Annotated in this window: 22 protein-coding genes, 2 pseudogenes and 1 other annotated feature; of the genes and pseudogenes, 16 read left to right on the forward strand and 8 right to left on the reverse strand. The window is 32.0% G+C overall.

The features are described from left to right. Nucleotides 1-322 precede the first annotated feature (322 nt). Nucleotides 323-790, forward strand: coding sequence for a GNAT family N-acetyltransferase (locus tag I6U51_RS00710; RefSeq protein ID WP_211140692.1), 468 nt, complete (start codon nucleotides 323-325; stop codon nucleotides 788-790). A gap of 216 nt (nucleotides 791-1,006) precedes the next feature. On the opposite strand, the gene I6U51_RS00715 is transcribed toward I6U51_RS00710, so the two are convergent. Continuing rightward, nucleotides 1,007-1,648 (reverse strand): flavodoxin family protein, encoded by a 642-nt coding sequence (locus I6U51_RS00715; protein ID WP_211140693.1) that lies wholly within the window; start codon nucleotides 1,646-1,648, stop codon nucleotides 1,007-1,009. A 123-nt stretch (nucleotides 1,649-1,771) separates the two neighbouring features. Between I6U51_RS00715 and I6U51_RS00720 the strand changes: the two genes are divergently transcribed. From I6U51_RS00720 to I6U51_RS00735, 4 genes and pseudogenes are all read left to right on the forward strand, one after another. Beyond that, on the forward strand, nucleotides 1,772-2,098 hold the full coding sequence (locus I6U51_RS00720; RefSeq protein ID WP_211140694.1) for a winged helix-turn-helix transcriptional regulator: 327 nt from the start codon (nucleotides 1,772-1,774) through the stop codon (nucleotides 2,096-2,098). Nucleotides 2,099-2,299: 201 nt separating this feature from the next. After that, nucleotides 2,300-2,575: a hypothetical protein gene (locus I6U51_RS00725; protein WP_211140695.1), complete on the forward strand. Its 276-nt coding sequence runs from the start codon at nucleotides 2,300-2,302 to the stop codon at nucleotides 2,573-2,575. Between the two features lie 297 nt (nucleotides 2,576-2,872). Beyond that, the gene (locus tag I6U51_RS00730) at nucleotides 2,873-3,511 is read left to right on the forward strand and encodes a SanA/YdcF family protein (RefSeq protein WP_246517018.1); all 639 of its coding nucleotides are present in this window, start codon (nucleotides 2,873-2,875) and stop codon (nucleotides 3,509-3,511) included. Nucleotides 3,512-3,577: 66 nt separating this feature from the next. Then, a pseudogene (locus tag I6U51_RS00735) lies at nucleotides 3,578-3,916 on the forward strand (TetR-like C-terminal domain-containing protein); the annotation flags it as partial. A 51-nt stretch (nucleotides 3,917-3,967) separates the two neighbouring features. Here I6U51_RS00735 and I6U51_RS00740 read toward each other — a convergent pair. After that, complete coding sequence (locus I6U51_RS00740; RefSeq protein WP_211140696.1) at nucleotides 3,968-4,225, reverse strand: zinc ribbon domain-containing protein; 258 nt, start codon at nucleotides 4,223-4,225, stop codon at nucleotides 3,968-3,970. Between the two features lie 86 nt (nucleotides 4,226-4,311). Further along, on the reverse strand, nucleotides 4,312-4,701 hold the full coding sequence (locus I6U51_RS00745) for a RidA family protein (protein ID WP_211140697.1): 390 nt from the start codon (nucleotides 4,699-4,701) through the stop codon (nucleotides 4,312-4,314). Between the two features lie 218 nt (nucleotides 4,702-4,919). Between I6U51_RS00745 and I6U51_RS00750 the strand changes: the two genes are divergently transcribed. The 3 genes from I6U51_RS00750 (at nucleotide 4,920) to I6U51_RS00760 (ending at nucleotide 8,570) form a co-directional block, all read left to right on the forward strand. Next, nucleotides 4,920-6,410 (forward strand): aminotransferase-like domain-containing protein, encoded by a 1,491-nt coding sequence (locus I6U51_RS00750; protein WP_211140698.1) that lies wholly within the window; start codon nucleotides 4,920-4,922, stop codon nucleotides 6,408-6,410. A gap of 410 nt (nucleotides 6,411-6,820) precedes the next feature. Beyond that, nucleotides 6,821-7,732: a PhzF family isomerase gene (locus I6U51_RS00755; RefSeq protein WP_211140699.1), complete on the forward strand. Its 912-nt coding sequence runs from the start codon at nucleotides 6,821-6,823 to the stop codon at nucleotides 7,730-7,732. A gap of 385 nt (nucleotides 7,733-8,117) precedes the next feature. After that, nucleotides 8,118-8,570, forward strand: a complete 453-nt coding sequence (locus I6U51_RS00760) for a GNAT family N-acetyltransferase (RefSeq protein WP_211140700.1) — start codon at nucleotides 8,118-8,120, stop codon at nucleotides 8,568-8,570. 197 nt (nucleotides 8,571-8,767) lie between these two features. Here the strand turns inward: I6U51_RS00760 and I6U51_RS00765 are convergent, their stop codons facing one another. After that, nucleotides 8,768-9,937, reverse strand: coding sequence for a glycosyl hydrolase family 18 protein (locus tag I6U51_RS00765; RefSeq protein ID WP_425489733.1), 1,170 nt, complete (start codon nucleotides 9,935-9,937; stop codon nucleotides 8,768-8,770). Between the two features lie 395 nt (nucleotides 9,938-10,332). On the opposite strand from I6U51_RS00765, the gene I6U51_RS00770 reads away from it, so the two are divergent. Next, nucleotides 10,333-13,326: a helicase C-terminal domain-containing protein gene (locus I6U51_RS00770; RefSeq protein ID WP_211140702.1), complete on the forward strand. Its 2,994-nt coding sequence runs from the start codon at nucleotides 10,333-10,335 to the stop codon at nucleotides 13,324-13,326. Nucleotides 13,327-13,441: 115 nt separating this feature from the next. Here I6U51_RS00770 and I6U51_RS00775 read toward each other — a convergent pair whose 3' ends face one another. Next, the gene (locus I6U51_RS00775; RefSeq protein ID WP_211140703.1) at nucleotides 13,442-14,755 is read right to left on the reverse strand and encodes a pyridoxal phosphate-dependent aminotransferase; all 1,314 of its coding nucleotides are present in this window, start codon (nucleotides 14,753-14,755) and stop codon (nucleotides 13,442-13,444) included. Nucleotides 14,756-15,886: 1,131 nt separating this feature from the next. On the opposite strand from I6U51_RS00775, the gene I6U51_RS00780 reads away from it, so the two are divergent. From I6U51_RS00780 to I6U51_RS00785, 3 genes and pseudogenes are all read left to right on the forward strand, one after another. Further along, nucleotides 15,887-17,281, forward strand: a complete 1,395-nt coding sequence (locus I6U51_RS00780; RefSeq protein ID WP_211140704.1) for an amino acid permease — start codon at nucleotides 15,887-15,889, stop codon at nucleotides 17,279-17,281. 329 nt (nucleotides 17,282-17,610) lie between these two features. After that, nucleotides 17,611-17,724 (forward strand): annotated as a pseudogene (locus I6U51_RS25265) (cell wall-binding repeat-containing protein); the annotation flags it as partial. A 2-nt stretch (nucleotides 17,725-17,726) separates the two neighbouring features. Further along, on the forward strand, nucleotides 17,727-18,452 hold the full coding sequence (locus I6U51_RS00785) for a DUF1287 domain-containing protein (protein ID WP_211140705.1): 726 nt from the start codon (nucleotides 17,727-17,729) through the stop codon (nucleotides 18,450-18,452). A 109-nt stretch (nucleotides 18,453-18,561) separates the two neighbouring features. Here I6U51_RS00785 and I6U51_RS00790 read toward each other — a convergent pair whose 3' ends face one another. Next, nucleotides 18,562-19,131: a CD3073 family putative ECF transporter S component gene (locus I6U51_RS00790; protein WP_211140706.1), complete on the reverse strand. Its 570-nt coding sequence runs from the start codon at nucleotides 19,129-19,131 to the stop codon at nucleotides 18,562-18,564. Between the two features lie 193 nt (nucleotides 19,132-19,324). Between I6U51_RS00790 and I6U51_RS00795 the strand changes: the two genes are divergently transcribed. Further along, nucleotides 19,325-19,894: a CD3072 family TudS-related putative desulfidase gene (locus I6U51_RS00795; protein ID WP_211140707.1), complete on the forward strand. Its 570-nt coding sequence runs from the start codon at nucleotides 19,325-19,327 to the stop codon at nucleotides 19,892-19,894. A gap of 157 nt (nucleotides 19,895-20,051) precedes the next feature. Here I6U51_RS00795 and I6U51_RS00800 read toward each other — a convergent pair whose 3' ends face one another. Further along, nucleotides 20,052-20,579 carry a hypothetical protein gene (locus I6U51_RS00800; RefSeq protein WP_211140708.1) on the reverse strand — a complete coding sequence of 176 codons (528 nt, stop codon included), beginning with the start codon at nucleotides 20,577-20,579 and terminating at the stop codon, nucleotides 20,052-20,054. 533 nt (nucleotides 20,580-21,112) lie between these two features. Between I6U51_RS00800 and I6U51_RS00805 the strand changes: the two genes are divergently transcribed. Further along, nucleotides 21,113-22,111, forward strand: coding sequence for a D-alanyl-D-alanine carboxypeptidase family protein (locus tag I6U51_RS00805; RefSeq protein WP_211140709.1), 999 nt, complete (start codon nucleotides 21,113-21,115; stop codon nucleotides 22,109-22,111). A gap of 64 nt (nucleotides 22,112-22,175) precedes the next feature. After that, nucleotides 22,176-22,396: a binding site (T-box leader), on the forward strand. Between the two features lie 50 nt (nucleotides 22,397-22,446). Further along, nucleotides 22,447-24,108, forward strand: coding sequence for a glutamate--tRNA ligase (gene gltX, locus I6U51_RS00810; protein WP_211140710.1), 1,662 nt, complete (start codon nucleotides 22,447-22,449; stop codon nucleotides 24,106-24,108). A 108-nt stretch (nucleotides 24,109-24,216) separates the two neighbouring features. Here the strand turns inward: gltX and I6U51_RS00815 are convergent, their stop codons facing one another. After that, complete coding sequence (locus I6U51_RS00815) at nucleotides 24,217-24,795, reverse strand: DJ-1/PfpI family protein (protein ID WP_211140711.1); 579 nt, start codon at nucleotides 24,793-24,795, stop codon at nucleotides 24,217-24,219. Between the two features lie 154 nt (nucleotides 24,796-24,949). Between I6U51_RS00815 and I6U51_RS00820 the strand changes: the two genes are divergently transcribed. After that, nucleotides 24,950-25,843: a LysR family transcriptional regulator gene (locus tag I6U51_RS00820; protein WP_211140712.1), complete on the forward strand. Its 894-nt coding sequence runs from the start codon at nucleotides 24,950-24,952 to the stop codon at nucleotides 25,841-25,843. Nucleotides 25,844-25,995 lie beyond the last annotated feature (152 nt).

The raw sequence follows: 25,995 nt of genomic DNA on the forward strand, positions 1-25,995 counted from the left end.
CTCTGTGAAAGCGATTCGCACCAAATCAAAGATTTGGGCTCTCTGCTTGCACTCTGTGAAAGCGATTCGCACCAAATCAAAGATTTGGGCTCTCTGCTTTTCTTCAAGTGTACGTCACGAGCGGCTATGTCCCTGGATAACGACTTCTAAGCTTCAGATGGAGGTTAAATGCCTAAATGGCATTTAACGGGCAGAATTGCCCAGTGGTCGCAGACAAACTCCACCTGAAGCCAAGAATTCTGTTTATAGTTTGCAGATTAATAATCGCTCTCACTACCATGCTTATTATGGAGAGTAACTAAAAGAAGATTGGGGATACATAATGAAGCAGAATAATATTAAAATAATACAATACAATTCAGCATATGTTGAAGATACAGTACGAATGTGGCGGGAAAGTAAGGAAAGAGCCATAAGTCAAAAAGAAATACATTCTTTTGAAGACCACGTATTTTTCTTAAATAATATTTTAAATAGGGATAATGAAATATACATTGCTACTGATAATAATAAAGTTGTTGGAATAATTGCCTTTAATGGAAATGAAATAAATCAATTATATATTCATAATGATTATCAAGGGAAGGGATTAGGAAAAAAGTTACTTGATATGGCGAAAATCAATTCTAAAGGGAGATTAACATTATATACATTTGAAGTTAACCACAAAGCACAGCGATTTTATGAGAGTAATGGATTTAAGATTATTGGTAGGGGACATGAGAATGGAGAGAACCTGGATGATATTAAGTATGAATGGGTTAGACAGAACGAGTATTACAAAGAGTAACAATTTGTTCTTATTCTTGTTTAGTAAATCAACAATAATAGTCACGAATACTGTATTATTCAATGGTGAGTTTTAAAGTTTTTTTATATCCTCATGATAAGATTTACAAGATAGGCTTAATATAATAAGGACTTACTGTACTAATGTAAGTCCTTATTATATATTTGCAAAGATATGGTGATATAATAATTTGTTTGAAATATTTTACGAATTAGTTTATTTAGCAAATCTTACTCCCATATCAAAGGCAGCTTGACAGTCTTTAGGAAATTGTTCTTTCCTGACCTCTGCTTTTTTCTTTTCATCAAATACTGTTACAACATATTTTGAATAATCATCAAATTGGTATGTGTCGTTGACAGTTAATGATTCAAAAGAACCAAAGATTCTTTTTATTGACATTTCTAAAGATTTAAGACTTTGTTCATATCCTAAATCTCTCATTTGTTCACTAGTTATATTCATGGTATAAATGAATCCAGTTTGCATTTTTCTTCCAAAGAGGCTTGGATAACCAGGAGCATAAACTGAATATGGAAACATGAACCTTTCTAAAAAAGACCTCATAGCTCCCGTAACTGATTCGAAATATATTGGGGAACCAAGAATAATGGCATCAGCATTTGCAGCTTTTTCAATAATAGGTGTTAAATTATCCTTGAAACCACACTTACCATAGCTTTTACCATTTTTCATTTTGCAAGCAAAACAACTAACACAACCTTTATAATTTTGGTCATAAAGATGGATAATCTCTGTTTCAGCTCCTTGTGAAGCTGCGCCTTCAAGTGCTTTATTAAGAAGAATAGCAGTATTTTTATTCTTCCTTGGACTTCCATTGATTGCTATTATTTTCATTAATCTTACCTCCATTTATATATACTTGACTTCATAGTATGAATTATATATTATTATAAAAAAATGGGTAAGTATGCACTTATTTGTTAGACACTAACTTAATAGTAAGTCAGGGGGTATTACATGAATAGTTTTGAAAGTAAATATGGCAGTTGTCCAATGTACTATACAATATCTATACTTGGAGGAAAGTGGAAATGGATTATATTATGGGAAATATACGAGGCTAAAGTAATAAGATACAACAAGTTGAAAGATAAATTAGAACCCGTTGCACATAAAACATTAAGTGAACAATTAAAAGAATTGGAAGGCAGTAACCTAATTCATAGGGAACAGTATAATGAAATTCCGCCAAAGGTTGAATACTCGCTGACAGAAGATGGGAAAACATTAGTGCCAATACTTAAACTTATGTACCAATGGGGTAAGGAACATATCACTATATAGACACATTTTAACAAAAGCGACAATATGGCTTACACTCTTTAAAAAATCGAATAATGCGGTGTAAAAAAATAAGTACTTATTCCTTTGTTGAAAACTTCCATATAATAATATTGAAAATATGTTATGATTTATATATGTTTAGTTCGAAGTTGTAATATATGGTAAAGAAATCTTGAAAGATAAAAATGGAGGTGGAGGAATATGGACAAACAAGAAAAGCGTTTAGCAAAATGGGAAAAAATAAAAAGTAAAGGATTAATGTCATATATGCTTAAAACAGGAATACTTTACTACGGATTATCTTTCTTCTTAACATGGGTATTTTTAGTCCCATTTATAGAAAGTAGTTATACGTTTAACTTTATTTACAAAGAAACATTTACAACTAAACTAATTGTTTTTGGCATTATATCACCTCTGTTCGGAATGCTAATGGGGTATACAGGATGGAAGGGCTTTGAAAAGAAATATGAATAACCTTAATATAATTTAATGGTATAATAGTCCTCTTTAACGTAACAACTGAAAAAACGAATAATTTATTAGAGCACCGCATTATTCAGTTTGAATTTTGTGATGTTTTTGTGTGGCATTTCAAAAAAATTGCGCAATAGACAAGTACATAAAACAAGAATGATGTAAAGTTTTCCAAATATATTCACCGCCTAGCAGTTGAGTGGTATAATACACAAGAAGAATAATATAACAATCGTTGAATAGGGGGAGTCTATTATTAACATTAGAAAGATTTTTAGCAAAACAAAAGTTCTTAAATTGATTTTTATATTTCTATCAGTTTTTACATTTCAATTTTTATGTGTTAACTTATGGGTAATAAATAAAGCTGATAAATACATAGTAGATAAACATTTTGTTCCTAGTGTAGAGTGTATAATTATTCCTGGTGCTTATGTATACCCTGATGGAAGGCTAAGTGACATATTAAAGGATAGAGTTGACACCGCAATAGAAATATTTAAAGAAAATAGTAATCTTAAAATATTAGTAACCGGTGATCATGGAAATTTACAATATGATGAAGTTAATAATATGAGAAAATACCTAGAGCAGAAAGGAGTTAAAAGTTCTAGTATATTTTTGGATCACGCAGGTTTTAGTACCTATGAAAGTATCTATAGAGCAAAGCATATATTTAAAGTAAATAGTGCTGTAATAGTAACACAGGATTACCACCTCAAAAGAGCAGTATACTCAGCAAGAGGAATGGGAATAGAAGCCTATGGAGTAAAAGCAGACAAGCATGTCTATGTAGATATCGTAAAATATAAAATAAGAGAAAGTTTAGCTATTTATAAAGATTTTATTTCAGTTAACATATTAAAACCTAACCCCAAATTTTTAGGAAAAGAAATCCCTATAAACACTAGCAGCTCCGATGAAACCCATGATTAAAATTTCACTGTATGGCCTGCATTTATGTCTGTTCTAAAGAAGCCATTGAATGCAAGAATAAGTAAAAATGATATGATAATTCAAGTAAATAATTTAGCAAAATTTTTAATTAGTCGAGAGGGAAAGGTAATTAATGAGATAATAGCAGAAGGTCAATTTGATCAAAAGCTAGCTGAAACCTATCGCGAAATATATTTTAAGCCTCGAAGACTTGATTCACAACATATTTTAGAGCTTGGAATTTCAAGAGGAGAACTAAAGGAAGATTTGGATATAGAATTAGTTACGGATTTAATTTTTGGTCCATTATTCTATAGATTATTAATAACAGGGGATATGGTAGAGGAGGCCTACATAAAAAAACTAATAAATTATGTATTTAAAATAACACAAAAACAGCATTAATATTCACATATATTAATGCTGTTTTTCAGCTTCTTAATGGTATTTATATGCTTATTTCCAACGATTGAGAGTTGGAAATAAAGTTGTCAGTTCTTTTCTTGCTTCATCTTCGCCTATTGCTTTTCCCAAAACAGGTACAATTTTCTCAATCATTTCTTTCATAGATATATTGGGATCAATAAATTTTCCGTCTTTATAGCAATTTGTGCAGTAAATGCTTCTACTTCCGTCTGGTTCTGTTGCTATGAAATGTGCATGTTCTTCGTTAAAGGGTAAACCACAACTTTGACACATTGTTACTTCTGTCATTTTTATCATTCCTTTCGTGTAGTATGTAAATACTCAATCAACAGTTCGCCTTCAATATACAAGTATTCCCTATTATTATATCCAAATTAATTATCAGAACATGCCCATGCGTCAATTTCCACTTTAAATGATGGATCAGCTAAAGAGACTACATATAGCATTGTCATGCAAGGGTTGTGATCTTTTAACACTTTTGAAATAGCTTCACGTCGCTTCGCATTGTCAATGTTTCCAACCATATAAAATACTATTTTCACTAAATCCGTAACATCCATATTAGCTGCATGTAAGTTTCGAACAATATTATCCATAGCAATTTCTAATTGCTCTATCGGATCATTCGGAAGAATTCCATTCTCGTCTTTTCCAAGCTGTCCTGACATAACCAACCAACGATTTTGACCAGAAACCTCTATTTGATGTGTATAAGCTGCAACAGGTCCATGTATATTTTCTGGATTTCTAAATTTTTTCATACAATCACTCCTTCAAATACTTTAAAATAACTTATAGCATAATTATAAAACAGTTATATGTGTAACAGTCAAATAGTTAGTGTAACAGTTCTTTTTCTGTAAGCTCATTGTAAATTATAATTATTCTAGTATTTAAAATTGAGTTTAGATATAATATATTCTATCACTTTCAATAAAAACTAGTATAACTGTGTATAACATATTTGGAGGAGTTTCCTATGAACATTAAGATTGATAGAAACGGTGTAATCACTATAGCTAAGCAATTATTTAATTTTTTTTCAGATAGAATTTTATCTGGACTTATAAAAGATGGTGAGCAATTACCTTCCATTAGAAGCTTATCAAAAGAATTAAATGTTAGTCCAATGACTATAATTAAAGTTTATAATGAGTTAGAGGAAAATGGCTTGGCAATCACAATACAAGGTAAAGGAACCTATGTTAATCAAAGAAATAATATTGAGAAGCTTAATAATTTATCAAAGCAAAATGATTTTCAATGGCAGATGGCTATTCCCGACTATTTATCTAGATCTCAATTTAAATATTCTTCTAATTTGACCTATGCAAATGATTGCCGCAATCTGTCAATTGCATCACTAAGTTATAAACTATTACCTACAGCAACAATTTTGAAGGACTCCTTAAGTTTAAGCCAAAATAATCTTAAGTTTCTTGCTCAATATCCTCCAGTTCAGGGTGACTATGAATTTAGAGGTGTATTAAGTGAATACCTAAAATCAAAAGAAATAATTACTACAGCTGAAAATATTTTAATTACTACTGGTTCTCAGCAGGGAATAAGTATTATATCAAGTACATTTATTGGACCTGGGGATATAGTAGTTATGGAAACTCCTACTTATCCCGGTGCTATAGATTTATTTAAAAGCAGAGGGGCAGTAATTTTAACTGTACCTGTTGACAATGAAGGTATGAGAACTGATATATTAATGAATTTATGTGATAATTACTCACCGAAAATTATTTATACTATGCCTAATTTTCATAATCCAACTGGATATAGTATGAGTCTTAAACGAAAGAGAGAACTTCTTGATATAGCTAAATATAACAACAGTATTATAGTTGAGGATGATCCTTGGAGTGAAATTTCATATAAAAAAGAAAAAGTTAGATCAATAAAATCTATTGATACTGATGGACATGTAATTTATATAAAAGGGCTTAGCAAAATCCTTGGGCCTGCATACAGATTAGCAGCTATTGTAGCAGAGGGGTCAATACTTTCAAGACTCATAACCGCTAAGGCTAATCATGATCTTGGAACATCTATGCTAAGTCAAAAGACGATTTTAGATTTTATTCAGTCAAATAAAGTCACATATTATATAGAAAATCTAAATAAAGAATTGTTAAAAAGACGTAATAGGGTAATTAATTTGTTAAAGAATTATGCACCTTCAGGAACAAAATGGACTATACCTGAAGGTGGAATAAATATTTGGATTACTCTTCCTGAAAGTTTCAATGTAGAGAAACTATTATATCACTCTATAACAACAAAAAATATTTCTTTTTTACCTGGAACTGTATGTTATCCTAATGAAGTGGAATTCAATCATCTTAGAATATGTTTTACTTATTTAGAAGAAGATCTTGAAAATACTATAATAGAGCTATGTAAGCTTATGAAACTTCTAAATACAACTGAAAATAGCAGTGATTACATACCCATTATTTAAGTATTTTAATTCTTGAGATAATATTTTATGACTTATATTTAGAATAGATTTTTTATTTCGCCATATCTTATTCCACTTTCTTAGCAGTAAGTATCTAAGTAAAAAGTGCGTACTAGTATGGATATTTCAATAAGGCTATAATTGATTATATAATAAGTGGATATTAATTTCCTTGAATTAAGAAAATGAGTTCTAATCTATGAATTTATCCGATGACTACCCGCTCTAATACTCCCTCGCACTCTGTGAAGGCGATTCACACAAAATCATAGATTTTGGTTCTCTGCTTTTCTCCAAGTGGGAGTAAAGAGCGGCTACGTCCCTGGATAACGATTTCTAAGCATCAGATGGAGTTAAAACTTCATCTGATGCCAAGAACTCTGTTTATAACATCCTTAGGGGGTAAAATTATGCCAAGAAAATATAATTTATATCAAATTGATTCATTTACAAAGGAAAAATTCACAGGAAATCCAGCAGGAGTAATAACCAATGCAGATGGATTAACTGATTATGAAATGCAGAAAATAGCTAGGGAACTTAATAATTCTGAGACAGCCTTTATTTTCTCTTCAAATAGCGATGAATATGATGTCCATATACGTTTTTTTACTCCAACCAATGAAGTGCCGATCTGTGGACATGCTACTATTGCTGCCCATTATGCACGTGCTATTGAAAATGGACTCGATACTTCAAAAGTTTATCATAAAACAGGCGCTGGAATTTTGCCAGTTGATATAGTAAAAGAAAATGGGGATTATAAAATTGTTATGACTCAGGGGAAAATTGAGTTTGGTACTATTATTGATGGCATAAATAAAAAAGAACTTCTAGCAGCACTTAATATAACAAAGAGTGATTTATTGGAAGACTATGAAATACAGATTGTTTCAACAGGTCATTCTAAAGTTATGGTTGGTATAAAAAGCAATGAAACTTTAAACACAATACAGCCGGATTTTGGCAAACTCTCTAAGTTGAGTAAGGTTATTAAATGTAATGGATATTATGTTTTTACGGTTAATTCACAAGATAGTGATATTTTAATACATGGTAGAATGTTTGCACCTGCAATAGGCATTAATGAAGATCCAGTAACTGGTAATGCAAATGGTCCTTTAGGTGCATACCTTGTTCATCATAATCTTGTTAAGCACAATAATTCTTTATTTAAATTCAAGGCTAAGCAGGGTGAAGCTATAAAACGACCAGGTATTATTGAAGTCGAGGTAAAGATAGAAAATGAAGAACCTGTAGAAGTTAAAGTCTCTGGAAATGCTGTTATAATATTTAAATCTGAATTATCATTAAATGATTAAAAAGTCTGTTGCTCAATCATGGCAAGGAGCTTAGAATCGGGTCTATAATTTTACATAAAATCCTTTATTTATGATATGATAGCTTGTATAATTATATTAATACATAAGGTCAAGTTCGTTATGTATTGTAAAATGTTTTATCCGATGACTACCCGCTCTAATACCCCTCGCACTCTGTGAAAGCGATTCGCACCAAATTGGAGATTTGGGCTCTCTGCTTTTCTCAAAGAGGGGGTAAATAGCGGCTACGTCCCTGGATTCGTTCAACTAAGAATCAGATGGGGGTTAAATGCCCGAATGGCATTTAACGGGCAAAGCCCAGGGTCGTAGACGAAACCCTATCTGATTCAAGTTTTCACTTCATATCATGAGAGGAGGAGATATAATGAGTAAAAATGATATCTCTATACAAAAGGCTCAAAAAGAGGACTATGATGAACTACGCAAGATTTTTTTAAAAACAAGACAGGAAAATTTTAATTGGATGGAATATGACAGTATAAAGCTAGAAGATTTTGATAGTAGCACGGAAGGTGAGTTAATATTAACAGCAAAAATAGGTAATGACATTGCCGGGTTTGTTTCAATTTGGGAAGAAGATAAATTTATTCACAATTTATTTGTTTCATCAAATTTTAAAAGGTGTGGAGTAGGCAAAGCATTGATAGATCAGTCTGTAAAAGAAGTGGGATTACCATTAACATTGAAGTGCGTGAGAGCAAATGTAAATGCTTTAAATTTTTATTTATCTCAAGGGTGGACAATCGAGGAAGAAGTTATAGAAAATGAACCTTATTATTTAATGAAATATGAAGATATAAGTGTATTAGAAAAGTAATCATGACAGGCAGTTCTATTAAGTAGTAACTTTCTATCAGATAAAGTGTTTAATTTAGTTTAATGTGGGTATAATCTAATATGTGAGTATATTTTGATTCCCCCAAAATATAAGGACCGATAGTTTATCTATCGGTCTTTTTATTACAAAACCCCTGGTTAGACCAGGGGTTAAGTAAAGCTTTTAGCTATGGAAAATTATCGTTTCACTACATCAAAGTTATTCTCGATAAGCAGCCAGTTTTGTGGGAATGGAATTCCTAATTTCCAATAGCTTACACCTCTAAGGTTTAATTCCTTTACTAGATCAAATTTTGCTTGAATAGATCGAGCATCTTCAAACCATACTGTATGACGTTTTCCAGCTTCATCTGTATAGTCAAAATGAGGAGCTTGTGCTGTAGTATCATAGCTTATTGGTACATTATGGTTTGCTGCTAATAAAATTGCATCTTGAGGGCTCACTGCCCTTGCAGTACTTCCAGGTACAAAAGGAAGCGTCCAATCATATCCGTACAAGTTTTGTCCCATCATAATTTTAGAAGAAGGCATTTCTGTTAAAGCATATTCAATAACTTGCCTAACTTGAGGCAGTGGAGAGACAGGCATTGCCGGGCCGCCGCTGTAGCCCCATTCGTAGGTCATTAGGACAACAAAATCTGCAATTTGACCATGGGCTCTATAGTCATGGGCTTCATACCATTCACCTGCTTGGGTGGCACTTGTTTTTGGTGCTAAGGCTGTAGACATTAAGAAGCCCTCAGCACTCAATCTTGCTTTAGCCTTTCTCAGGAAGGCGTTATAGTTTTCTCTTAGTTCACGAGGCAAATGCTCCATATCAAAATGTATATCTCTAAAGTTAAGTCGTTTAGCTGTGGCGATGATATTGTCAAGTAGAGTATTTTGTAATTGCGGATTTGTTAGAATAAGTCTTCCAAGTTCTGTACTGAATTGTCCTCCTTCAAGATTGGTAACTGCCATCAATAGAACTGCACCGCTATTATCTGCAATTTGTCTAAAATTGTTTAGCGGAGGCTCTTTTAAGGTTCCATCTCTCTGAATCTGGAAGCTAAAAGGTGCTAAGTAGGTCAAGTGTGGCGCTGCACTTCGGGCGGATTGTTCCAATTCAGGCGAAACTTTTCCAGCTATTGGTTCGACGTATGCATTTATTTCTGCGCTTCTTCTCGGTTGCGGAGGAATATACAACCTAAGTCCAACGGGGAGTTGCATATTTGGTGAAATTCCATTGACTCTCGCAAGTGTTTGATAGTTCATTCCGAAGTTCCTCGCAATACTGTATAAGCTGTCTCCTGGTTGAACCCAATAGAAGCTTCCCACAATAGGAATTACCAGTGCCTGACCCACCACTAGCTGATTAGGATTTGGAAGTTCATTTGCGCCTGCAATTGCGCCAATCGTCGAATTATACATTTGTGCAATGTCAAATATGGACTGTCCTGGTTGAACAACATGAATTTGCATAATTTCTCCTTTTACTTATGAATTTATCCATTATTATTGTATGAATTAGAAGGAGAAGAGTGTCATTTTTCTAATAGCTATTATATCAAATTTTTGATCTTTTATTAATTTGAATTCCAGTATAAAGGATTGCTAAAAGAGATAAAGTAAAAAGCTCGAATCTCACTAAGGCTGAGTCTATAGTTTTTAATTAAGATGAAGAATCATATATGTTATAATACTCTTAGACTTTACGCAAATGCTACAAGTATAAACAGTTAACTACTTACTAAGGAGAACATATGAAACCTTACAGTATATTAAATAACGTAATATTTTTAGATATAGAAACCACTGGCACTGATGACAAAATTATAAAGATCTGTGCTGTTAAAATAAAAGATAATGTTGTTACAAAGTTTAGCACTTTAGTTAATCCAAATAGATTAGTAGCGCTAAGTATTTCTGATCTTTTGAGAGGAGTTACTCAAAAAGAACTAGACAGTGCTCCGCAGTTAAAAGATGGAATTAGGAAACTATTACTCTTTATTGAAGACCTTCCATTAGTATGTCATAATAAAGCCTTTGAAGGAAGTATTCTTAATATAGATAATGAGTTTTTAGATTTAATAGAACTTTTTGCCATTCTTTTTCCAGAGCTTACAGAGTTTAATCTTCAATATTTATTAAAGAAGTTTATTCATAATTACAAAGAGGAAAATTGTAGAGCTCTTAGTTATGCAGAAGATATAATAATGATGCTTAATTATGCAATAAGCAGCTTTTACTATGAAAATGGGTACTCGCTGCCTATGAGCATTACGGAACTAGAAGCATGGAATTGGTATAAGCATCTTATAAAGATAAATATGGGGGATGTAAAATACTTCATAGAGAATAAACATATTGAACTCCAAAAGAAAGTTACTGAGCCATATCCTGTTTTTGCACTGAAAGATTATGAAAAACTTTTTGAGCATGAAGAGATTTGGAGAAGAAATGGAAGGAGCTATACCTTAAGACCACAGCAGAGAGATGCATCAAAATTTATAAAAGAAGGTCTAGAAAAAGGCAGGATTACAATAATGGAAGCACCAACGGGATTAGGAAAAAGCATGGCTTATTTGCTTCCTGCTTCCATATATACATATATTAAAGAAGAAAAAGTTATTATATCTACTAATACAAAGGGATTACAAAACCAGCTGGTAGAGAAGGACATCCCTAATCTTTTAGAAGCATTAAATATAAAAAGAGATATAAGCTATACTTTAATAAAAGGGAAAAGTAATTATCTCTGCTTTGACAGGTTTGGGGAGATAGAATATCTCAATGATATGAGAACTCTTATTGGTTATGTTTATTTAAAAAGGCTTATACTAGAAAAGGGCATTGGAGATCTAGAAGAAATAAGCCCTATTATAAGAGAAAAGTTTAATTTAGATTTCTTGATAAATCAGTGTAATTGCGATTCAGAACTTTGCGATGTGGGAGTCTGCAAATATAAAGATCGGTGCTACTATGCATCAAAGGTTGAGGCGTTAAAGGAGTCTCAGCTTATTGTTGTTAATCATTCCTTATTATTAAAGTGGCCCTATAAAAGTATTGTTCCTCTTGAAAATATTGTGGTGGACGAAGCTCACAATCTCACTCAGGAAGCCTATGATGCTTTTGAAAGCACTCTAGTTTCCCATGAGTTTGAAAGATATATAAAAGAGATATATAGCAGCGCGGAAAAAAACGGGTATCTATATTATTTATCAAGAAGAACTAAAAAGGATACTTTGCCTCTAAGCGAGATAGAATCAGAGATAGAGCAGTGTATAAATCAAATTGCAAATATTAAAGCTGCCTTTGAAAACTATGTATCGGAAAGTGGAATAAGCAAGGATTACAATATTAAGGAGCATTTAAACAAAAGCAATCCTAAGATAGCAGGTGTAATAAAATATTTAGAATATCTTAAAGAGAATTTAGGTAGCTTAAATATAAATTTAGAAAAGGCGGTTTCTGTTCTAAAGGAAATATCTACTCTTGAAAAAGATAAACGGCTTAAAATATTAATAGAAAAAGTGGAAGTTATAAATAGCTATAGTAGATTATTAGAGGATGTAATAATTCAAAGTGAAGAAGGTTATTGTTTTTACTTTGAAGTAGATAAATACTTTAAATGGTGGAAGATATCCAGCATACCTTTAGATGTATCCGGTGCTTTTTATGAAAAAGTTCTAAGCGGAGCCAAGAGCTGTCTTTTTGTATCTGCAACTTTAAGTACAGATAATGGCTACAATAGTTTAAAAAACACCCTGGGAATAAATATTGCAAAGTCTCAAAATAAAGAAATAGTAGAGGTTCCTCCTATAAAACCTGTCTTTGACTATAAAGGTAAGAGTGCAATATATGCTATTGAGAATATCGATCCTAATAATACAGATACTTTTTCAGAAGAAATGAAAAAGTTTGTTATTGAGCTTTTATCTAATGTTGAAGGTAATATTATTATTCTATTTACAAGCAGAAAAAGGCTTGAGGCCTTTAAAGAAGAGGCTTTAGAAAATTTTAAGGCTTTAGGAGTAAGCGTTGTAGAGGGTAAAAAAGATATAGAAAAATTGAGATCCAGAGAGGAAAGATATATTCTGCTAGGTTCAAAGGGATATTTTGAAGGAATAGATATTCCAGGGGACACCATGACCACAGTGATTTTAGATAAAGTGCCTAATATCAATAGTAAGGAGCCTTTTTATAAGTCTTTAATAGAAAATCAAGTTGAAAGAGGGAAAAACTATTGGCAGGCTTATGCAAAGGTGAATTTTCCAATTGTATCTATAGATTTGAAGCAGATTTACGGAAGAATTATAAGAACCGAATATGATTATGGTTCATTATTTATTATGAGTAAATTTGAGAGCAATAATTCCACAGTAAAAAAGCTTGAAAATCAGCTTCATGGAGTCTCTATTATAAGAAAAGATGGAGATGAACTCTTTAGAGATTTAAAGATGAGGGTGGCAAGGTGGAAACAGATAAATCTCTATAAGATAATGAAGGAAGTTAAGCATTCTTTAAAGAAAGCTATTTCAGAGAAAAAGATGCTTCAGAAGACTATGACATTTAAGGAAATTGAGGAGTTTATAAATGAATTTATGTCCTTAGAGTATAGCAAAAGAAATTTAAAGTACGATGTAAATATTTATTTAGTTAATGGAGTAAACATTTATATTAATGGTGAAATATTAAAGTTAAATGCAGCAAATAGAAGTAAAATAACTCAGTATTTTAAAGATATTACAATGTAATTCTTTTTATTGTGAACTATAAAAGGTTTGATACTATTAGTAACAGAATTTACTAGGTAAAGTTACCCCCTATGTTCTAAAACATAGGGGGTTGTAAGTGATCTTACTACAAATTTTAGCGTTGAGCCTCATACTGTCTTAAAAGCTTAATGAATAACTCAGGAACCTTTTCCATGTTCTCTGGAGATTCAATAAATGCAATACGGAATTGAGTGCTTCCTGGATTAGGTTCACCTGATTTAATATCATAGAAGCCTTTCAAAGGTGCTACTAGAAGAGTTGTATCTACTCCGTTGTAATTCACTGAGCCTTTTTGTGCACAGTACAAAACAAAGTCGATAGAATCAAATCCTGGTTTTACAACATTTCTAACGTCAATTACTGAGTATATAGATGCATCAGGGCTTGAAACAATAAGACCAGGTTCTAGTTCCTTCATACCGTCATATAATTTAAACATGATTTCTTTGTAATAGTTACGAAGGCCTTTGCACCATTCAGCAATGCTTTCCTTGCTTTCATGAGCTAGTGCTCCGAATATATGCTGACCGATTACATTAGCACAGAGATTTGCAGTATATTCAGCTACTGATTGAGTATGATACTCTGCATTATCAGTGATGACAGCTCCGATTCTTAAACCGCAAGCATTCCATACCTTTGATGCAGTCTCGATACTTATTCTTCTGCCTTCTATTCCAGGTACATCTGCATCAGAGAGTCCCCAGATGCTTACTAGATCAGTATTTTCATCATAATACAGTTCACGATAAGCCTCGTCGCTAACCATCCACATATTATATTTTACGCATAGTTTAGCAAGCTCTTTAAGAGCTGGATAATCATAGAGCTGACCTGTAGGATTGTCGTAAGGTATTACAAGAAGCGCTCCAGGATTATGCTCTTTAATAATTTCTTCAATTTTATCTAATTCTGGAAGACTAAACTTTCCGTCTTCACCTAAGTTACGTTTAACTGTAACAGTTTTACGTCCAATTCTTTCTGCAAAAGAAATATAATTTGTGTAGGCTGGGTCAATCATCATAAGAGGTCTGTCCCCAGTGCCTGCGTCTCCGCAAACGCCAAGTAGTAACAGCTCCATACCACTGGATCCACCATCAGTTACTTGAACATGCAATTTGCTAGTATCAAAACCTTCGCACTTAAGAATGTTTTTAAAAGCATCCTGAGCCTCAGCTACACCAGCAGTGCCTGAATATCTTATAACACCCTTTGCAAATGGGCTTTCAGGTGCATTCAATGCAAACATTCTTTTTTGCATAGCAGGATTTGTTGGAAGTGAAACGTTTCCAATTGCTACATTAATTAATGCAGGCTTCTCTTTACGTTCAGCAAATCTCATTTGACCAAGTCTTACGTCTGATGGCATTCTTTTTTTGAAATGATTTGATAGTACTGGTTTATTCATTTATAAAATACCTCCCCAAAAATGTAATTTGTAATAAGTGTGCAGCATTTATCGGATAAATTCATTCTCAGTAGACATTCCAGAATAATTAATTTTTATGTCTGTGTTATCTACAGATACACCGTCTAGATTGATGTTTAATTATTTACACTGATTATAGTATAAGTATTTAAGTTTTAAAACTATTTTAATAAAATTGCATAAAATTTAATATTGTTTGGGTTTTTTATTAAAATAATTAATATAAATCAAGCTTTAGTGAATATGAAAAATAATAATTTTATGTAAAAATTGTTTAATACATTAATTTTCACAATTGTATAAGTTATTTTTTAAAGCATCTTTTCTTAATACCAAATACAATGCAGCTTAAAAAAGCAGACACAAGATTGAATGATTCTTGTATCTGCTTTTTTATTATAAATGGATTTAGATTTTGCATATTTAAATTCAAATTTTGTGAAGGAACTGAATGACAAATTCAATAGCTTCAATGTAAAAATATGGAATTAGACTTTGGTATATTATCAAAATTTATCATAATAATAACAAGATTCGTGACAATATGAAGTTTTTATTACTTAATATATCAAAATATAGAGTTGTTTAGAAAGCCCTTTCTTAATTCTTGTACAAAAAAATGCCCCAAAATCTGTCTGTATAAGCAGAGGTATTGATAAAAATAAATTATTTATTTTTCTAAATGAATTTTTACATCCAATTTAAAAAAATAAATGTTTTAGAGAGTAGGAGTAAAAGTATATAGATTTTCGACATAATTGTATAAAAGTTGATATTATTTTATAATTTGCATGATTATTGACAATACTGAAATAATTATATAAAATGAAGAAAGAATATTTTTAAAATTGCATAATTTAAAAAGCAAGAAATGAAAAAACAGACAATTAACTTAAATTTGAATATTATTAAAAATAGAATTATTTTCTTTGACAAAAGTTTTAATTCGTTCATAAAGGGTAATTCACAATATATATTTTTAGGTATTATGATATATATTTAATAGTGATTGTGAGAGATCCTTTTTGATATAGCTTGAAAAATCTAGAATCATAAAGGGTTTAGGATTTTGCAAGCATCTAATTTTTTTTATAAGAAAGGGGTAGTAAAATGAGCAGTGAAGTTCAAACTCAAACAGGCGAAAGCCTAGAACGTGGTCTTGAAGAAAGACACATTAAAATGATGGCAATCGGTGGAGCTATCGGAGTTGGTTTGTTCCTTGGATCAGCAACAGCTATTCAGGCCGCAGGTCCAGCTATATTGCTTACCTATGCCGTTGCAGGAGTAATTATATTTTTTATCATGCGTGCCCTTGGGGAAATGGCAGTTGAACATCCAGTTGCAGGGTCTTTTAGTGCATATGCAAACGATTACGTAAGTCCTCTTGCAGGATATCTAACAGGGTGGACATACTGGATAATGTGGGTTGTAACTTGTATGGCAGAAGTTACAGCAGTAGGTATTTACATAAACTTCTGGTTTCCAAATGTACCACAGTGGGTGTCAGCACTTATTGCTGTTTGTATACTTACTGTTGTAAACTTAACTGCAGCAAAAGCATTTGGAGAAATCGAATTCTGGTTTGCACTTATAAAAGTTGTTACAATAATTGCTATGATTGCAATAGGTATAGCTATGATAGCATTTGGTTTGGGCAATAAAGGGGTACCAATTGGTATTTCAAACCTGACTGCTCACGGTGGTTTCTTCCCTAAAGGAATCATGGGTCCTATATCAACATTGACTATGGTTTCCTTTGCTTTCGTAGGAGTTGAGCTTATCGGTGTTACAGCTGGAGAAGCAAAAAATCCTGAAAAAGTAATACCATCAGCTATAAACAGCGTTTTCGTGAGAATAATGATATTCTACATCGGTGCATTGTTTGTTATAATGTCACTTTATGCTTGGGACAGCATAGGAACTACAGGAAGTCCATTCGTTCTTACATTCTCCAAACTTGGCATAGCTGCAGCAGCTGGTATCATAAACTTCGTTGTACTTACAGCAGCATCATCATCATGTAACTCAGGTATATTCACAACTGGCCGTATGCTGTACAACCTTTCATTGCAAGGACAAGCACCTAAGTGCTTCTCAAAGCTTAGCAAAACTAACGTTCCTAAGAATGCAATACTTGCTTCAGTAGGATTTATGTTAATCGGAGTTATATTAAACTATGTTGCTCCTGGTAAAGCATTCACTTATGTTACAAGCGTAGGAACATTTGCGGGAATATTTGCTTGGTTCATGATTGTTTACACTCAGATTAAATTCAGAAAGAGTCTTACACCTGAACAGGTTAAGAAATTGAGGTTCAAAACAGTACTTTATCCAGCTTCAGGCATCATCACTATGATATTCCTAGTTGGCGTATTTGTTTCCATGTGCATGGGTGCAGATACAAGAATCCCAGCTTTAGTTGGAGTTGTATGGATAGTGGTTTTAGTTGCTGCTTGGTATGGAACTGGATTAAATAAAAAGAAAGCTACTAAACTGCTTAGCTAAGCTGTTTGGTTACTATGCAACTATATTGAATAAAGGTACTACCAATAATTAGTAGTTAAAAGATAAATGGCTGTTTCAAAACTAAGTAATTAGCTTTGAAAGGGCCATTTTTAATTTCGTAACTACAAGTAACAGAATAAGAGGATTTGCAGGACAGAACTTGGCGTCCACGCAATTGTTCACTTTCTATGTAGGAGTGCCGATTGAAATTGAATAAATATTTTTTAAAATTTTTGAGCTACTTATTAAATTTATTCCTATTGAATATGAAGGAATGAAAAGTAAGTTATTAATCATGTCATGTATTCTAAGGATAAGATAGGTATGAAACTTCTGTTAATATAGCAAAAGTATTAGGTACTTTTAAAGGAATATTTGTTGTAAATGGAGAAGATTATGAGGATGCACTTGCAGAAGCTCTAATTAAAGAGACAAGGGGGTAAAAATGAGAAAAAAGTTTTTTGTATTATTTTTAGCTTTGATATGTTTAATTACTATAGGTTTTAAACTTTTTACACAGAAAAATGCCTTGTACAGTAAAAATATAACAAATATACAAACTAAAAATATGACTAGTGAAAAGAAGAGTGAAACAATTGATGAAAAGCTAAAGAAAAAAATAGTATTAATAAACTCAGATAAAGATAAGGATGGCATAAAAGATCAGGCAGATATAGTTCTTGGAGCAAGAAAAGAAGCAGATAAGAAAGTAAAATATAAAGGGGATTATTATGTAGGGGGATATCCTCCAGAGAGTGAAGGAGTATGTACTGACTTAGTATGGAGAGCCTTTAAAGATGCAGGATATAATTTAAAAGATATGGTAGATGAAGATATAAAAAATCATCCTGGTGATTATAAGAGAATTGAGGGAAAACCAGACCCCAATATAGATTTTAGAAGAGTGCCTAATCTTTACGTCTATTTTAAAAAATATGCGACTAGTATTACTACTGAATTGAAACCTAATGATATAGAGAACTTAAAGGAATGGCAGCCCGGGGATATCATAACCTTTGATCACAGTGAACATATAGCTATAGTTTCTGATAAAAGGAGAGCAGATGGGGTTCCGTATATAATACATAATGCACCACCTTGTGCTAGAGAAGGTGACGAAATTATGTATTGGATGCCAAAAATAACAGGTCATTTTAGATTTCCAAAATAAAGTCTCAAAAATTTAATGGTTAGCAAGGCGTACCTAAGGTACGCCAAGGGCCTTCAGGAATTTTAATGAGCGCAGCAAATTTACTCTACCTAAAGGTATAGGAGTAGAATTAAGCAGGCAAATTATTATCTATTTTTGGCCTATATTCAGCAGGAAGTTTTTTTATCAAAGCCCAAACCAAAACTGATGATATAACCTTGTCTATAATATTTCCTGTAATTCTTGGAATAAAGGCTGAAGTGAAAATATCTGCACCAGATTTTCTAAGCCAGAATACTAAAAAGTCATTTCCAGAACCTGTAACCCCACCATATAGCCAAACAGCAATAGGAGAACCTATTAGTGGGCAGACAACTGAAAGAATAAGTCCTGTTACCACAGCTGTGATTATACCGTAGCCATATTTTTTAGCTATGTAGCCTACTAATAATCCGACAACTACATTTACTAAGAAAAAAGGAATATCCTTAGGACTAAAAATCATTCCTGTAATAATATTAGACGCTGCACCAACAGCGGCACCATACCAAGGACCAAAATATACTGCAGCAAAGATTGTGCCTATTGTGTCAAGAAAAATTAGAGGGATTTTTAGTTGTCCAACTAATGTTCCTAATACAATATTTATTGCAGCTGCAAATGCACAAAGTATAAGAGCAAAGGTTTTTTTATTTTTCATGTTTTACCTCCGTTTTACATTGGTGTATAATTATTGCATTTACTAAAGTATAATATAATAATTTTGAAAATTAAAATAGATATTATTTATAATACTAGATTAGTCTATTTAGAAAAATGATAGAAAAGTTTTCAATTTTTGAAACTAAACTATCCTACATGTTGTATGATATTTGGTAAAGGGGATGAAGCTTATGAAAAGAACAAAAAATATTGTAATTTTAAGTCACTGTATATTAAATGTTAACTCAAAAGTAGAAGGATTATGTGAATTTGGCAACATATCCAATAGATTAATAAAATATTTAATGGACAATGATTATGGAATAATTCAACTTCCATGTCCCGAGCTTACCATGTACGGCATAAAAAGATGGGGACATGTTAAAGAACAATTTGACAATCCGTATTATAGAAAACATTGCAGAAAGTTATTTGAGCCAATACTAGAACAAATAGAAGATTATATTAATAATGGATACAAAATAGAGACACTAATAGCTGTAAAAGGCAGCCCCAGTTGCGGACGTAATTTAACATGCTCTTCACCTGAATGGGGAGGAGAATTTATGGGTAAGGAAGATATTGAAAAAAAGCTAAATGATTTAAAGACTATAAATAAACCAGGTGTCTTTATGGAAGAAATAGAGCAGATGCTGATTGAGAAAAATATAAACATAAATATTATAGATATGGATGAAGAAAATGAAGATATAACCATGAAGAATATAACAGAGTTGCTAGGTAAGATGGAGATAAAATGACATTGTTTTTACAGAAGAATAGAAAAATCTAATTACTAAGAAATCAATGATTTAGAAAGCTTCAAATCTAAACTGAAACCCTTGATAATAAGGTGAACCTTTGAGGTCAGCCTTACTATCAGGGGTTGCCTTATAAATTCAATAGAGGAACACTTTATTACTTTTGATCCTCAAATCCATTTCTGATAACTTTATATTCACCAGTTTCCACATTTAAATCGTAAACACTAAAATTTGTATTTATATCAAATCCGTCATAATGCACAGCAATATTTAATGAGGCAGATCCTTCTTCACCACTTACTATTCGGTGAAAAACTCCTTTTGACCAAACTAAAATTGCGCCGCCTTCATAAATAAGTTCCCCATTTTTTAATATTTTGTCAGGAGTTACAGTAAAGTGTTCTACTTTACCATGCTCTTTAGTATAAATGTCAACTTCTCTACGACCATGAAGAACTATTAAATTGTCATCTTGATGTTGATGCATATACCATGGCTGATCCACATCTCCTACTGGACCAGGTGAAACTGCTGCTTTTTTATGGATTACTCTATCAATAGAATCAATCTTTGAAACCATATCCATAGGAAATAAATCAAAAGTTACACCTGGTGTATTACGGAAATTTTTTAGCTTAATGATTTTATACATGTCTTTAACTTCTTCAATAATGTTTGACATAATGACTCCTTTCATAAAATTATTACTAATACTGCAATTTTTATTAGAGGACAGTTGACAATGAAGGTGAGTTTTCTTCCTTACGTCAGAAAACTATTATATTTTTTTAGGCTTGTTTTGCTAGTGCAAAACATCGCTAACTTAAGCAGAGAACCCAAATCTTTGATTTGGTGATAGTCACTTACACAGAGTGCTGATTTGGGGTGAATCGCTTACACAGAGTGTACTCCTGCGAAATAAAAGAGCAGGAGTTTCTTTTAAATTAAAGATTTTTCGTAGTGCAGCAGAGAAAAATCCTCCTTCACTGTCCTCTGTCAATTGTCAACTGTCCTCTGAAGAATGCAGAATCTTTAGTACTTAAAAATATATGCAAATTCTTCAAAATATATACCTTAAAGTGTTCTGTGAAATGATTCTATTCAAGTACAATCAGATCAACCAAAAGCATCAAAGTAGGTGACTATATAAAAATTATCACTATTTCATTGATTATTCATACTATACAGTATGAATAATTTGCGGAGTGAAGATAAATGCACCAATATAACTATTGGAATTACTACTATAGAGCAACGAATTATATTGTACAACCAGGAGATTCGCTTTATCTTATTGCTAAAAGATTTAATACTACTATTTCAGATATCAAGCAGGCAAACAATCTAACTAGTGATTTAATATATGTTGGGCAATCACTTGTTATTCCCAGCCCTGCGGTACCAACCCTGCCAGATGGTATTTATGGAATTGGAAGCAGAGGTCCAGCTGTAGTTAAAATACAGCAAGCTTTATCAGCTCTCGGTTTTAATGTTGCACAAGATGGAATTTATGGTCCGAAGACTTCAGATATTATTATGAACTTACAGAAAAAATTTCCTGAGGCTTTAACTGCTGATGGTATTTATGGTCCTAAAACAAAAATGTACTTAGAAAAACTTTTAGCCTCTAAATATAAAATTGTTCAAAATCCCGAAAGTAAAACAGTATTAGTAAATAAGATGAACTCCTTATCGCCTTATTATGAACCTCAAAATTTAACTGTGCCAAATGTTTCATTCGCCTATCCAGAGTATCGACCTCAAAAACTAATGCAGCCTGAAGCAGCAAGAGCCCTTGAAGCCCTTTTTGCTAAGGCAAAACAAGACAATATTGCATTAAATGCAGTTTCAGGTTATCGATCCTATGACTATCAAAGTCAACTTTTTTCAAGAAATATAAAAGCTAATCCAAATGCCAACCAATTTAGTGCTCGTCCTGGAGAAAGCGAACATCAAACTGGATTAGCAATGGATGTTTCTAGTCCTTCTGTTAATAATAATCTTACACAAGCCTTTGGAGATACCAAAGAAGGTAAATGGTTAGTTGAGAATGCTCCAGATTTTGGCTTTATATTACGTTTTCCGAAAGGTAAAGAAAATATAACAGGATATCAATATGAACCATGGCATATTCGTTATGTAGGGAAAGATGTTGCCAGGCAGATAGCGAATCAAAATATAACCCTTGAAGAATATTTAGGTCAAAGCACCTAATAACTATTTACAATAATCAGTAGTATATGTATAATAGTACTATATTTTGTAAAGACTAATATTAATAATTGCGTTGAAAGAGAATAGTATATAGAGATTAATTTAAAGAGAGTTAGGGATGGTGGAAGCCTAATATTTGATTCTATAGAAGGAAGCTCTGGAGCGTAAACTGAAAGCATTATTGTGTAGTAGGTTTAGGGTATTCTCCCCATATAGAGATAATGAGTGGATTAAGTTTACTTAATCAATTTAGGTGGTAACGCGGAATTAACTTTCGTCCTATGGTTTTAGGATGAAAGTTTTTTATATTTATACTGTTTTTAGGAGGAAGAAGAATGAGTTTAGAAAAATTAGCTAATATAATATTTCCGAGTGTACATAAGACACCAGAATATTATATTGAAAAATATCCAAAGAGAAATTTAAAAGAAGGTGCAAAGGTTACTAGATATGCGCCATCACCAACAGGCTTTCAACATATAGGAGGAGTATTTGCAGCTTTAGTAAATGAAAGATTAGCAAGTCAAAGTGAAGGTGTTTTCTATTTAAGAATAGAGGATACAGATCAAAAAAGAGAAGTTGAAGGTGCAATTGAAGATACAATCCAAACAATGAATAACTTTGGAATGGATTTTAATGAAGGGATGACAGGACAAGAAACTTCTAAGGGTGAATATGGTCCATATAGACAAAGTGAAAGAGCGGGAATATATAAGACTTTTGCTAAGGATTTAGTTGCTAAGGGATTGGTTTACCCATGTTTCTGTACTCCTGAGGAATTAACAGCTTTAAGAGAAAAGCAAATAGCTGAAAAAATAACACCGGGATATTATGGAGAATATGCTAAGTGTAGAAATTTAACTCCAGAAGAAGCTATAGCTAAAATAGAAGCAGGGGAAGAGTACATATTAAGATTAAAATCACCAGGAAACATAGAAAATAGGGTTGAGTTCCATGATTTAATAAAAGGTGATATATCATTCCCAGAAAATAATCAAGATATTGTTATAATAAAGGGTGATGGATTACCAACATACCATTTTGCACATGCTATAGATGATGCTTTAATGAGAACTACTCATGTTATAAGAGGAGAAGAATGGTTATCATCACTACCTATACACGTTCAATTATTTGAAATATTAGGTTTTGAAAGACCACAATATGCTCATATTCCAACAATAATGAAAAATGATAATGGTTCAAAGAGAAAATTATCAAAGAGAAAAGATGCTGAAGCTGCTGTTTCTTATTATAAGGAAGTTGGATATCCAACGGTTTCAGTTATCGAATATTTATTAAATATTATAAACTCAAATTTTGAAGAGTGGAGAGAAGAAAATCCTACAGCTGATTATCATGAGTTCCAAGTAGATTTAGACAAAATGAGCAAATCAGGAGCTTTATTCGATATAATAAAATTAAATGATGTAAGCAAAAATGTTATTAGCAAAATGAAAGCAGATGTAGTTTACGATAACTATATAGCTTGGGTAAAAGAATTTGATGCAGAAATGTATGAATTGGTTGCAGCTAATGAAAAAATGTCTAAAGAAATATTTAATATAGATAAAGAGGGTCCAAAACCAAGAAAAGACTATGCTAAGTGGGATGAAGTTAAAGAAAAAGTCTTCTATTTCTTTGATGAATTATTCTACAAAGAAACTGCTGAGCAAGTTGAATTACCAAAGACATTAACATTAGAATCAGCAAAAGAAATAATAAAAGTATACGTGAATAAATACAATGTTAATGCTACTAGCCAAGAGGAATGGTTTGAAGATTTAAAAGCAATTGGTGCAGAATTAGGATACTGTGCAAATAGAAAAGAATATAAAGCAAATCCAGACCAATTTAAAGGTATGATTTCAGATGTTGCAGGTGCAGTAAGAGCAGCTTTATCACATAGAAGCAATACACCTGATATTTACACTATTATGAGTATATTAGGTGAAGATAAAGTAAAAGAAAGATTTGAAAAGTTTTTAGAAGTATAAGTATATAAAAGGTAAAGCCACCTTTGTGAAGGTGGCTTGCCATCCTGAATTTGATAAAACACATCTTTTGGGTTTTTACTCTAAATAATAGCTTTACACTTTGCTATTTTAAAACCCCATTAGCTTCTTAACATTATCACAGTTTTCTTTAGATGTAAGCATCTCCAAAAGCTTGAAAGCCACACCGAAAGCAGTTGAAGGATTATAGGAAGTGATTATATTTTTATCTACAACAATAGGCTCATCACCAAGAACATTTGCGCCAAATTCAGATAATTGTTTTTGTCTTTTCCCAAAATTATATGTTGTAGCATTTCTGCAAGCTAGTACTCCACTTTTCCCAATAGGTAGTGCACCAACACAAATGGAAGCTATTATTTTCCCTCTTTTGTCAAATTCTCTGATTATGTTTAAAAAGTCTTCGCTATAAGCATCTTCATAAAATCCTGCCTCTTCAAATCCTCCTGGTACTGCAAGTGCATCAAATTCATCAATGTTAACTTCATTGATGTGCATTTCCGGAATCACTGTGAAGTTAAAGGTGCATTTCAATTTTTCTCTCGTTCCAACGGTTATTAAATCTGTAGTACCATCACCATCTGATTTATTCCAACCTATAACATCAGTAAAAACACTTGCTTCTGCGGCTTCAAAACCATTGGCAAGAAGTAATAATACTTTCTTCATACTTAAACATCTCCTTCAATTATATATATTTGATATTTGGTTTTCTTAATTATAACTTTATATGTATCATCAGTAAAATTGAAATAAATGAAGTAAATAATCGAAATATATGATATCGTAATATTATATATTAAAGTATAAAGGAATGAGATTGATGGAAATTAGGCATTTGCAAACATTTATAACTATAGTTGAACTTGAGGGATTTACAAAAGCAGCAGATCATTTAGGGTATGCTCAGTCCACTATAACGTCTCACATTCAAATTTTAGAAAATGAATTAGGGAAAGCTTTATTTGACCGTTTAGGTAAAAAAATTGTTTTGACTAATGTAGGTAAGGAGTTAGTACCATATGCTAAACAAATGTTACATGTATATAAAGAAATTAAGAACATAACATCAGAACAGAATGGTGTATCTGGTGATTTAATTATTGGAGCAGGGGAATCTCTATCCATATACCGTTTAGGAAAAATCTTAAAGGAATATAGAAAAAACTTCCCGAAAGTAAACATCATTTTAAAGAATTCAATTTGTAGCGATTTAAGAAGCAAATTACATAGTGGAGAATTAGATATTATTTTTACTATTGAACCTGAAATTATGGATACAGATCTAGTTGTTAAAAATTTGAAAGATGAATGCATGTGCATCATTGGTGCACCAGATGCAGATTTAGAATTTTTATCAAAGAATTTTGAAGGTAAAGAGGCTAAAGAAAGTATCATATTTAGTGAAAAAGGGTGCAGTTTTAGAATAGCCTATGAAAATTACTTAAAACAGAAAAAAATAAAATATGTAAGTCCTTTAGAATTTTCAAGTATAGAAGCTATTAAAAAGTGTGTAATGAGTGGATTAGGAATTTCTTTTTTGCCTTTTTATGCAGTTAGAAATGAGTTAGAGGATGGAAGTCTTAAGATGATTGAAGTAAAAGAACCATTTGGTAAGTTTAGAACTCAACTTGTGTACCATAAAAATAAAAGTATATCACTACCAATGAGCAAATTAATAGAAATTACATTAGAAGACTCTAGTAATTGGAAATAAAGATAGAGCGGATTCATAAGTTTCTAATACGGTTTTTTAGAATACAGAGATTATTAGTGATATGATTGATTAACTTACCATATAAGGTTTAATATGGTAAGTTTTATTTAATTGGTATAAAATATATATAATGCAGAATAGTAAGTTAAAAT

Origin of the sequence: Clostridium aciditolerans, assembly GCF_016316925.1 — a bacterium.
Classification (GTDB): Bacteria; Bacillota; Clostridia; order Clostridiales; family Clostridiaceae; genus Clostridium_AM; species Clostridium_AM aciditolerans.

Bases quoted from the DNA above. Each gene is read 5' to 3' on its own strand.
- I6U51_RS00805 (WP_211140709.1), top strand. From the start codon at position 21,113: ATGCACCAATATAACTATTGGAATTACTACTATAGAGCAACGAATTAT.
- I6U51_RS00795 (WP_211140707.1), top strand. From the start codon at position 19,325: ATGAAAAGAACAAAAAATATTGTAATTTTAAGTCACTGTATATTAAAT.
- I6U51_RS00755 (WP_211140699.1), top strand. From the start codon at position 6,821: ATGCCAAGAAAATATAATTTATATCAAATTGATTCATTTACAAAGGAA.
- I6U51_RS00785 (WP_211140705.1), top strand. From the start codon at position 17,727: ATGAGAAAAAAGTTTTTTGTATTATTTTTAGCTTTGATATGTTTAATT.
- I6U51_RS00710 (WP_211140692.1), top strand. From the start codon at position 323: ATGAAGCAGAATAATATTAAAATAATACAATACAATTCAGCATATGTT.
- I6U51_RS00750 (WP_211140698.1), top strand. From the start codon at position 4,920: ATGAACATTAAGATTGATAGAAACGGTGTAATCACTATAGCTAAGCAA.
- I6U51_RS00725 (WP_211140695.1), top strand. From the start codon at position 2,300: ATGGACAAACAAGAAAAGCGTTTAGCAAAATGGGAAAAAATAAAAAGT.
- gltX (WP_211140710.1), top strand. From the start codon at position 22,447: ATGAGTTTAGAAAAATTAGCTAATATAATATTTCCGAGTGTACATAAG.
- I6U51_RS00815 (WP_211140711.1), bottom strand. From the start codon at position 24,795: ATGAAGAAAGTATTATTACTTCTTGCCAATGGTTTTGAAGCCGCAGAA.
- I6U51_RS00720 (WP_211140694.1), top strand. From the start codon at position 1,772: ATGAATAGTTTTGAAAGTAAATATGGCAGTTGTCCAATGTACTATACA.
- I6U51_RS00760 (WP_211140700.1), top strand. From the start codon at position 8,118: ATGAGTAAAAATGATATCTCTATACAAAAGGCTCAAAAAGAGGACTAT.
- I6U51_RS00820 (WP_211140712.1), top strand. From the start codon at position 24,950: ATGGAAATTAGGCATTTGCAAACATTTATAACTATAGTTGAACTTGAG.
- I6U51_RS00780 (WP_211140704.1), top strand. From the start codon at position 15,887: ATGAGCAGTGAAGTTCAAACTCAAACAGGCGAAAGCCTAGAACGTGGT.
- I6U51_RS00790 (WP_211140706.1), bottom strand. From the start codon at position 19,131: ATGAAAAATAAAAAAACCTTTGCTCTTATACTTTGTGCATTTGCAGCT.
- I6U51_RS00740 (WP_211140696.1), bottom strand. From the start codon at position 4,225: ATGACAGAAGTAACAATGTGTCAAAGTTGTGGTTTACCCTTTAACGAA.
- I6U51_RS00800 (WP_211140708.1), bottom strand. From the start codon at position 20,579: ATGTCAAACATTATTGAAGAAGTTAAAGACATGTATAAAATCATTAAG.
- I6U51_RS00775 (WP_211140703.1), bottom strand. From the start codon at position 14,755: ATGAATAAACCAGTACTATCAAATCATTTCAAAAAAAGAATGCCATCA.
- I6U51_RS00715 (WP_211140693.1), bottom strand. From the start codon at position 1,648: ATGAAAATAATAGCAATCAATGGAAGTCCAAGGAAGAATAAAAATACT.
- I6U51_RS00745 (WP_211140697.1), bottom strand. From the start codon at position 4,701: ATGAAAAAATTTAGAAATCCAGAAAATATACATGGACCTGTTGCAGCT.
- I6U51_RS00770 (WP_211140702.1), top strand. From the start codon at position 10,333: ATGAAACCTTACAGTATATTAAATAACGTAATATTTTTAGATATAGAA.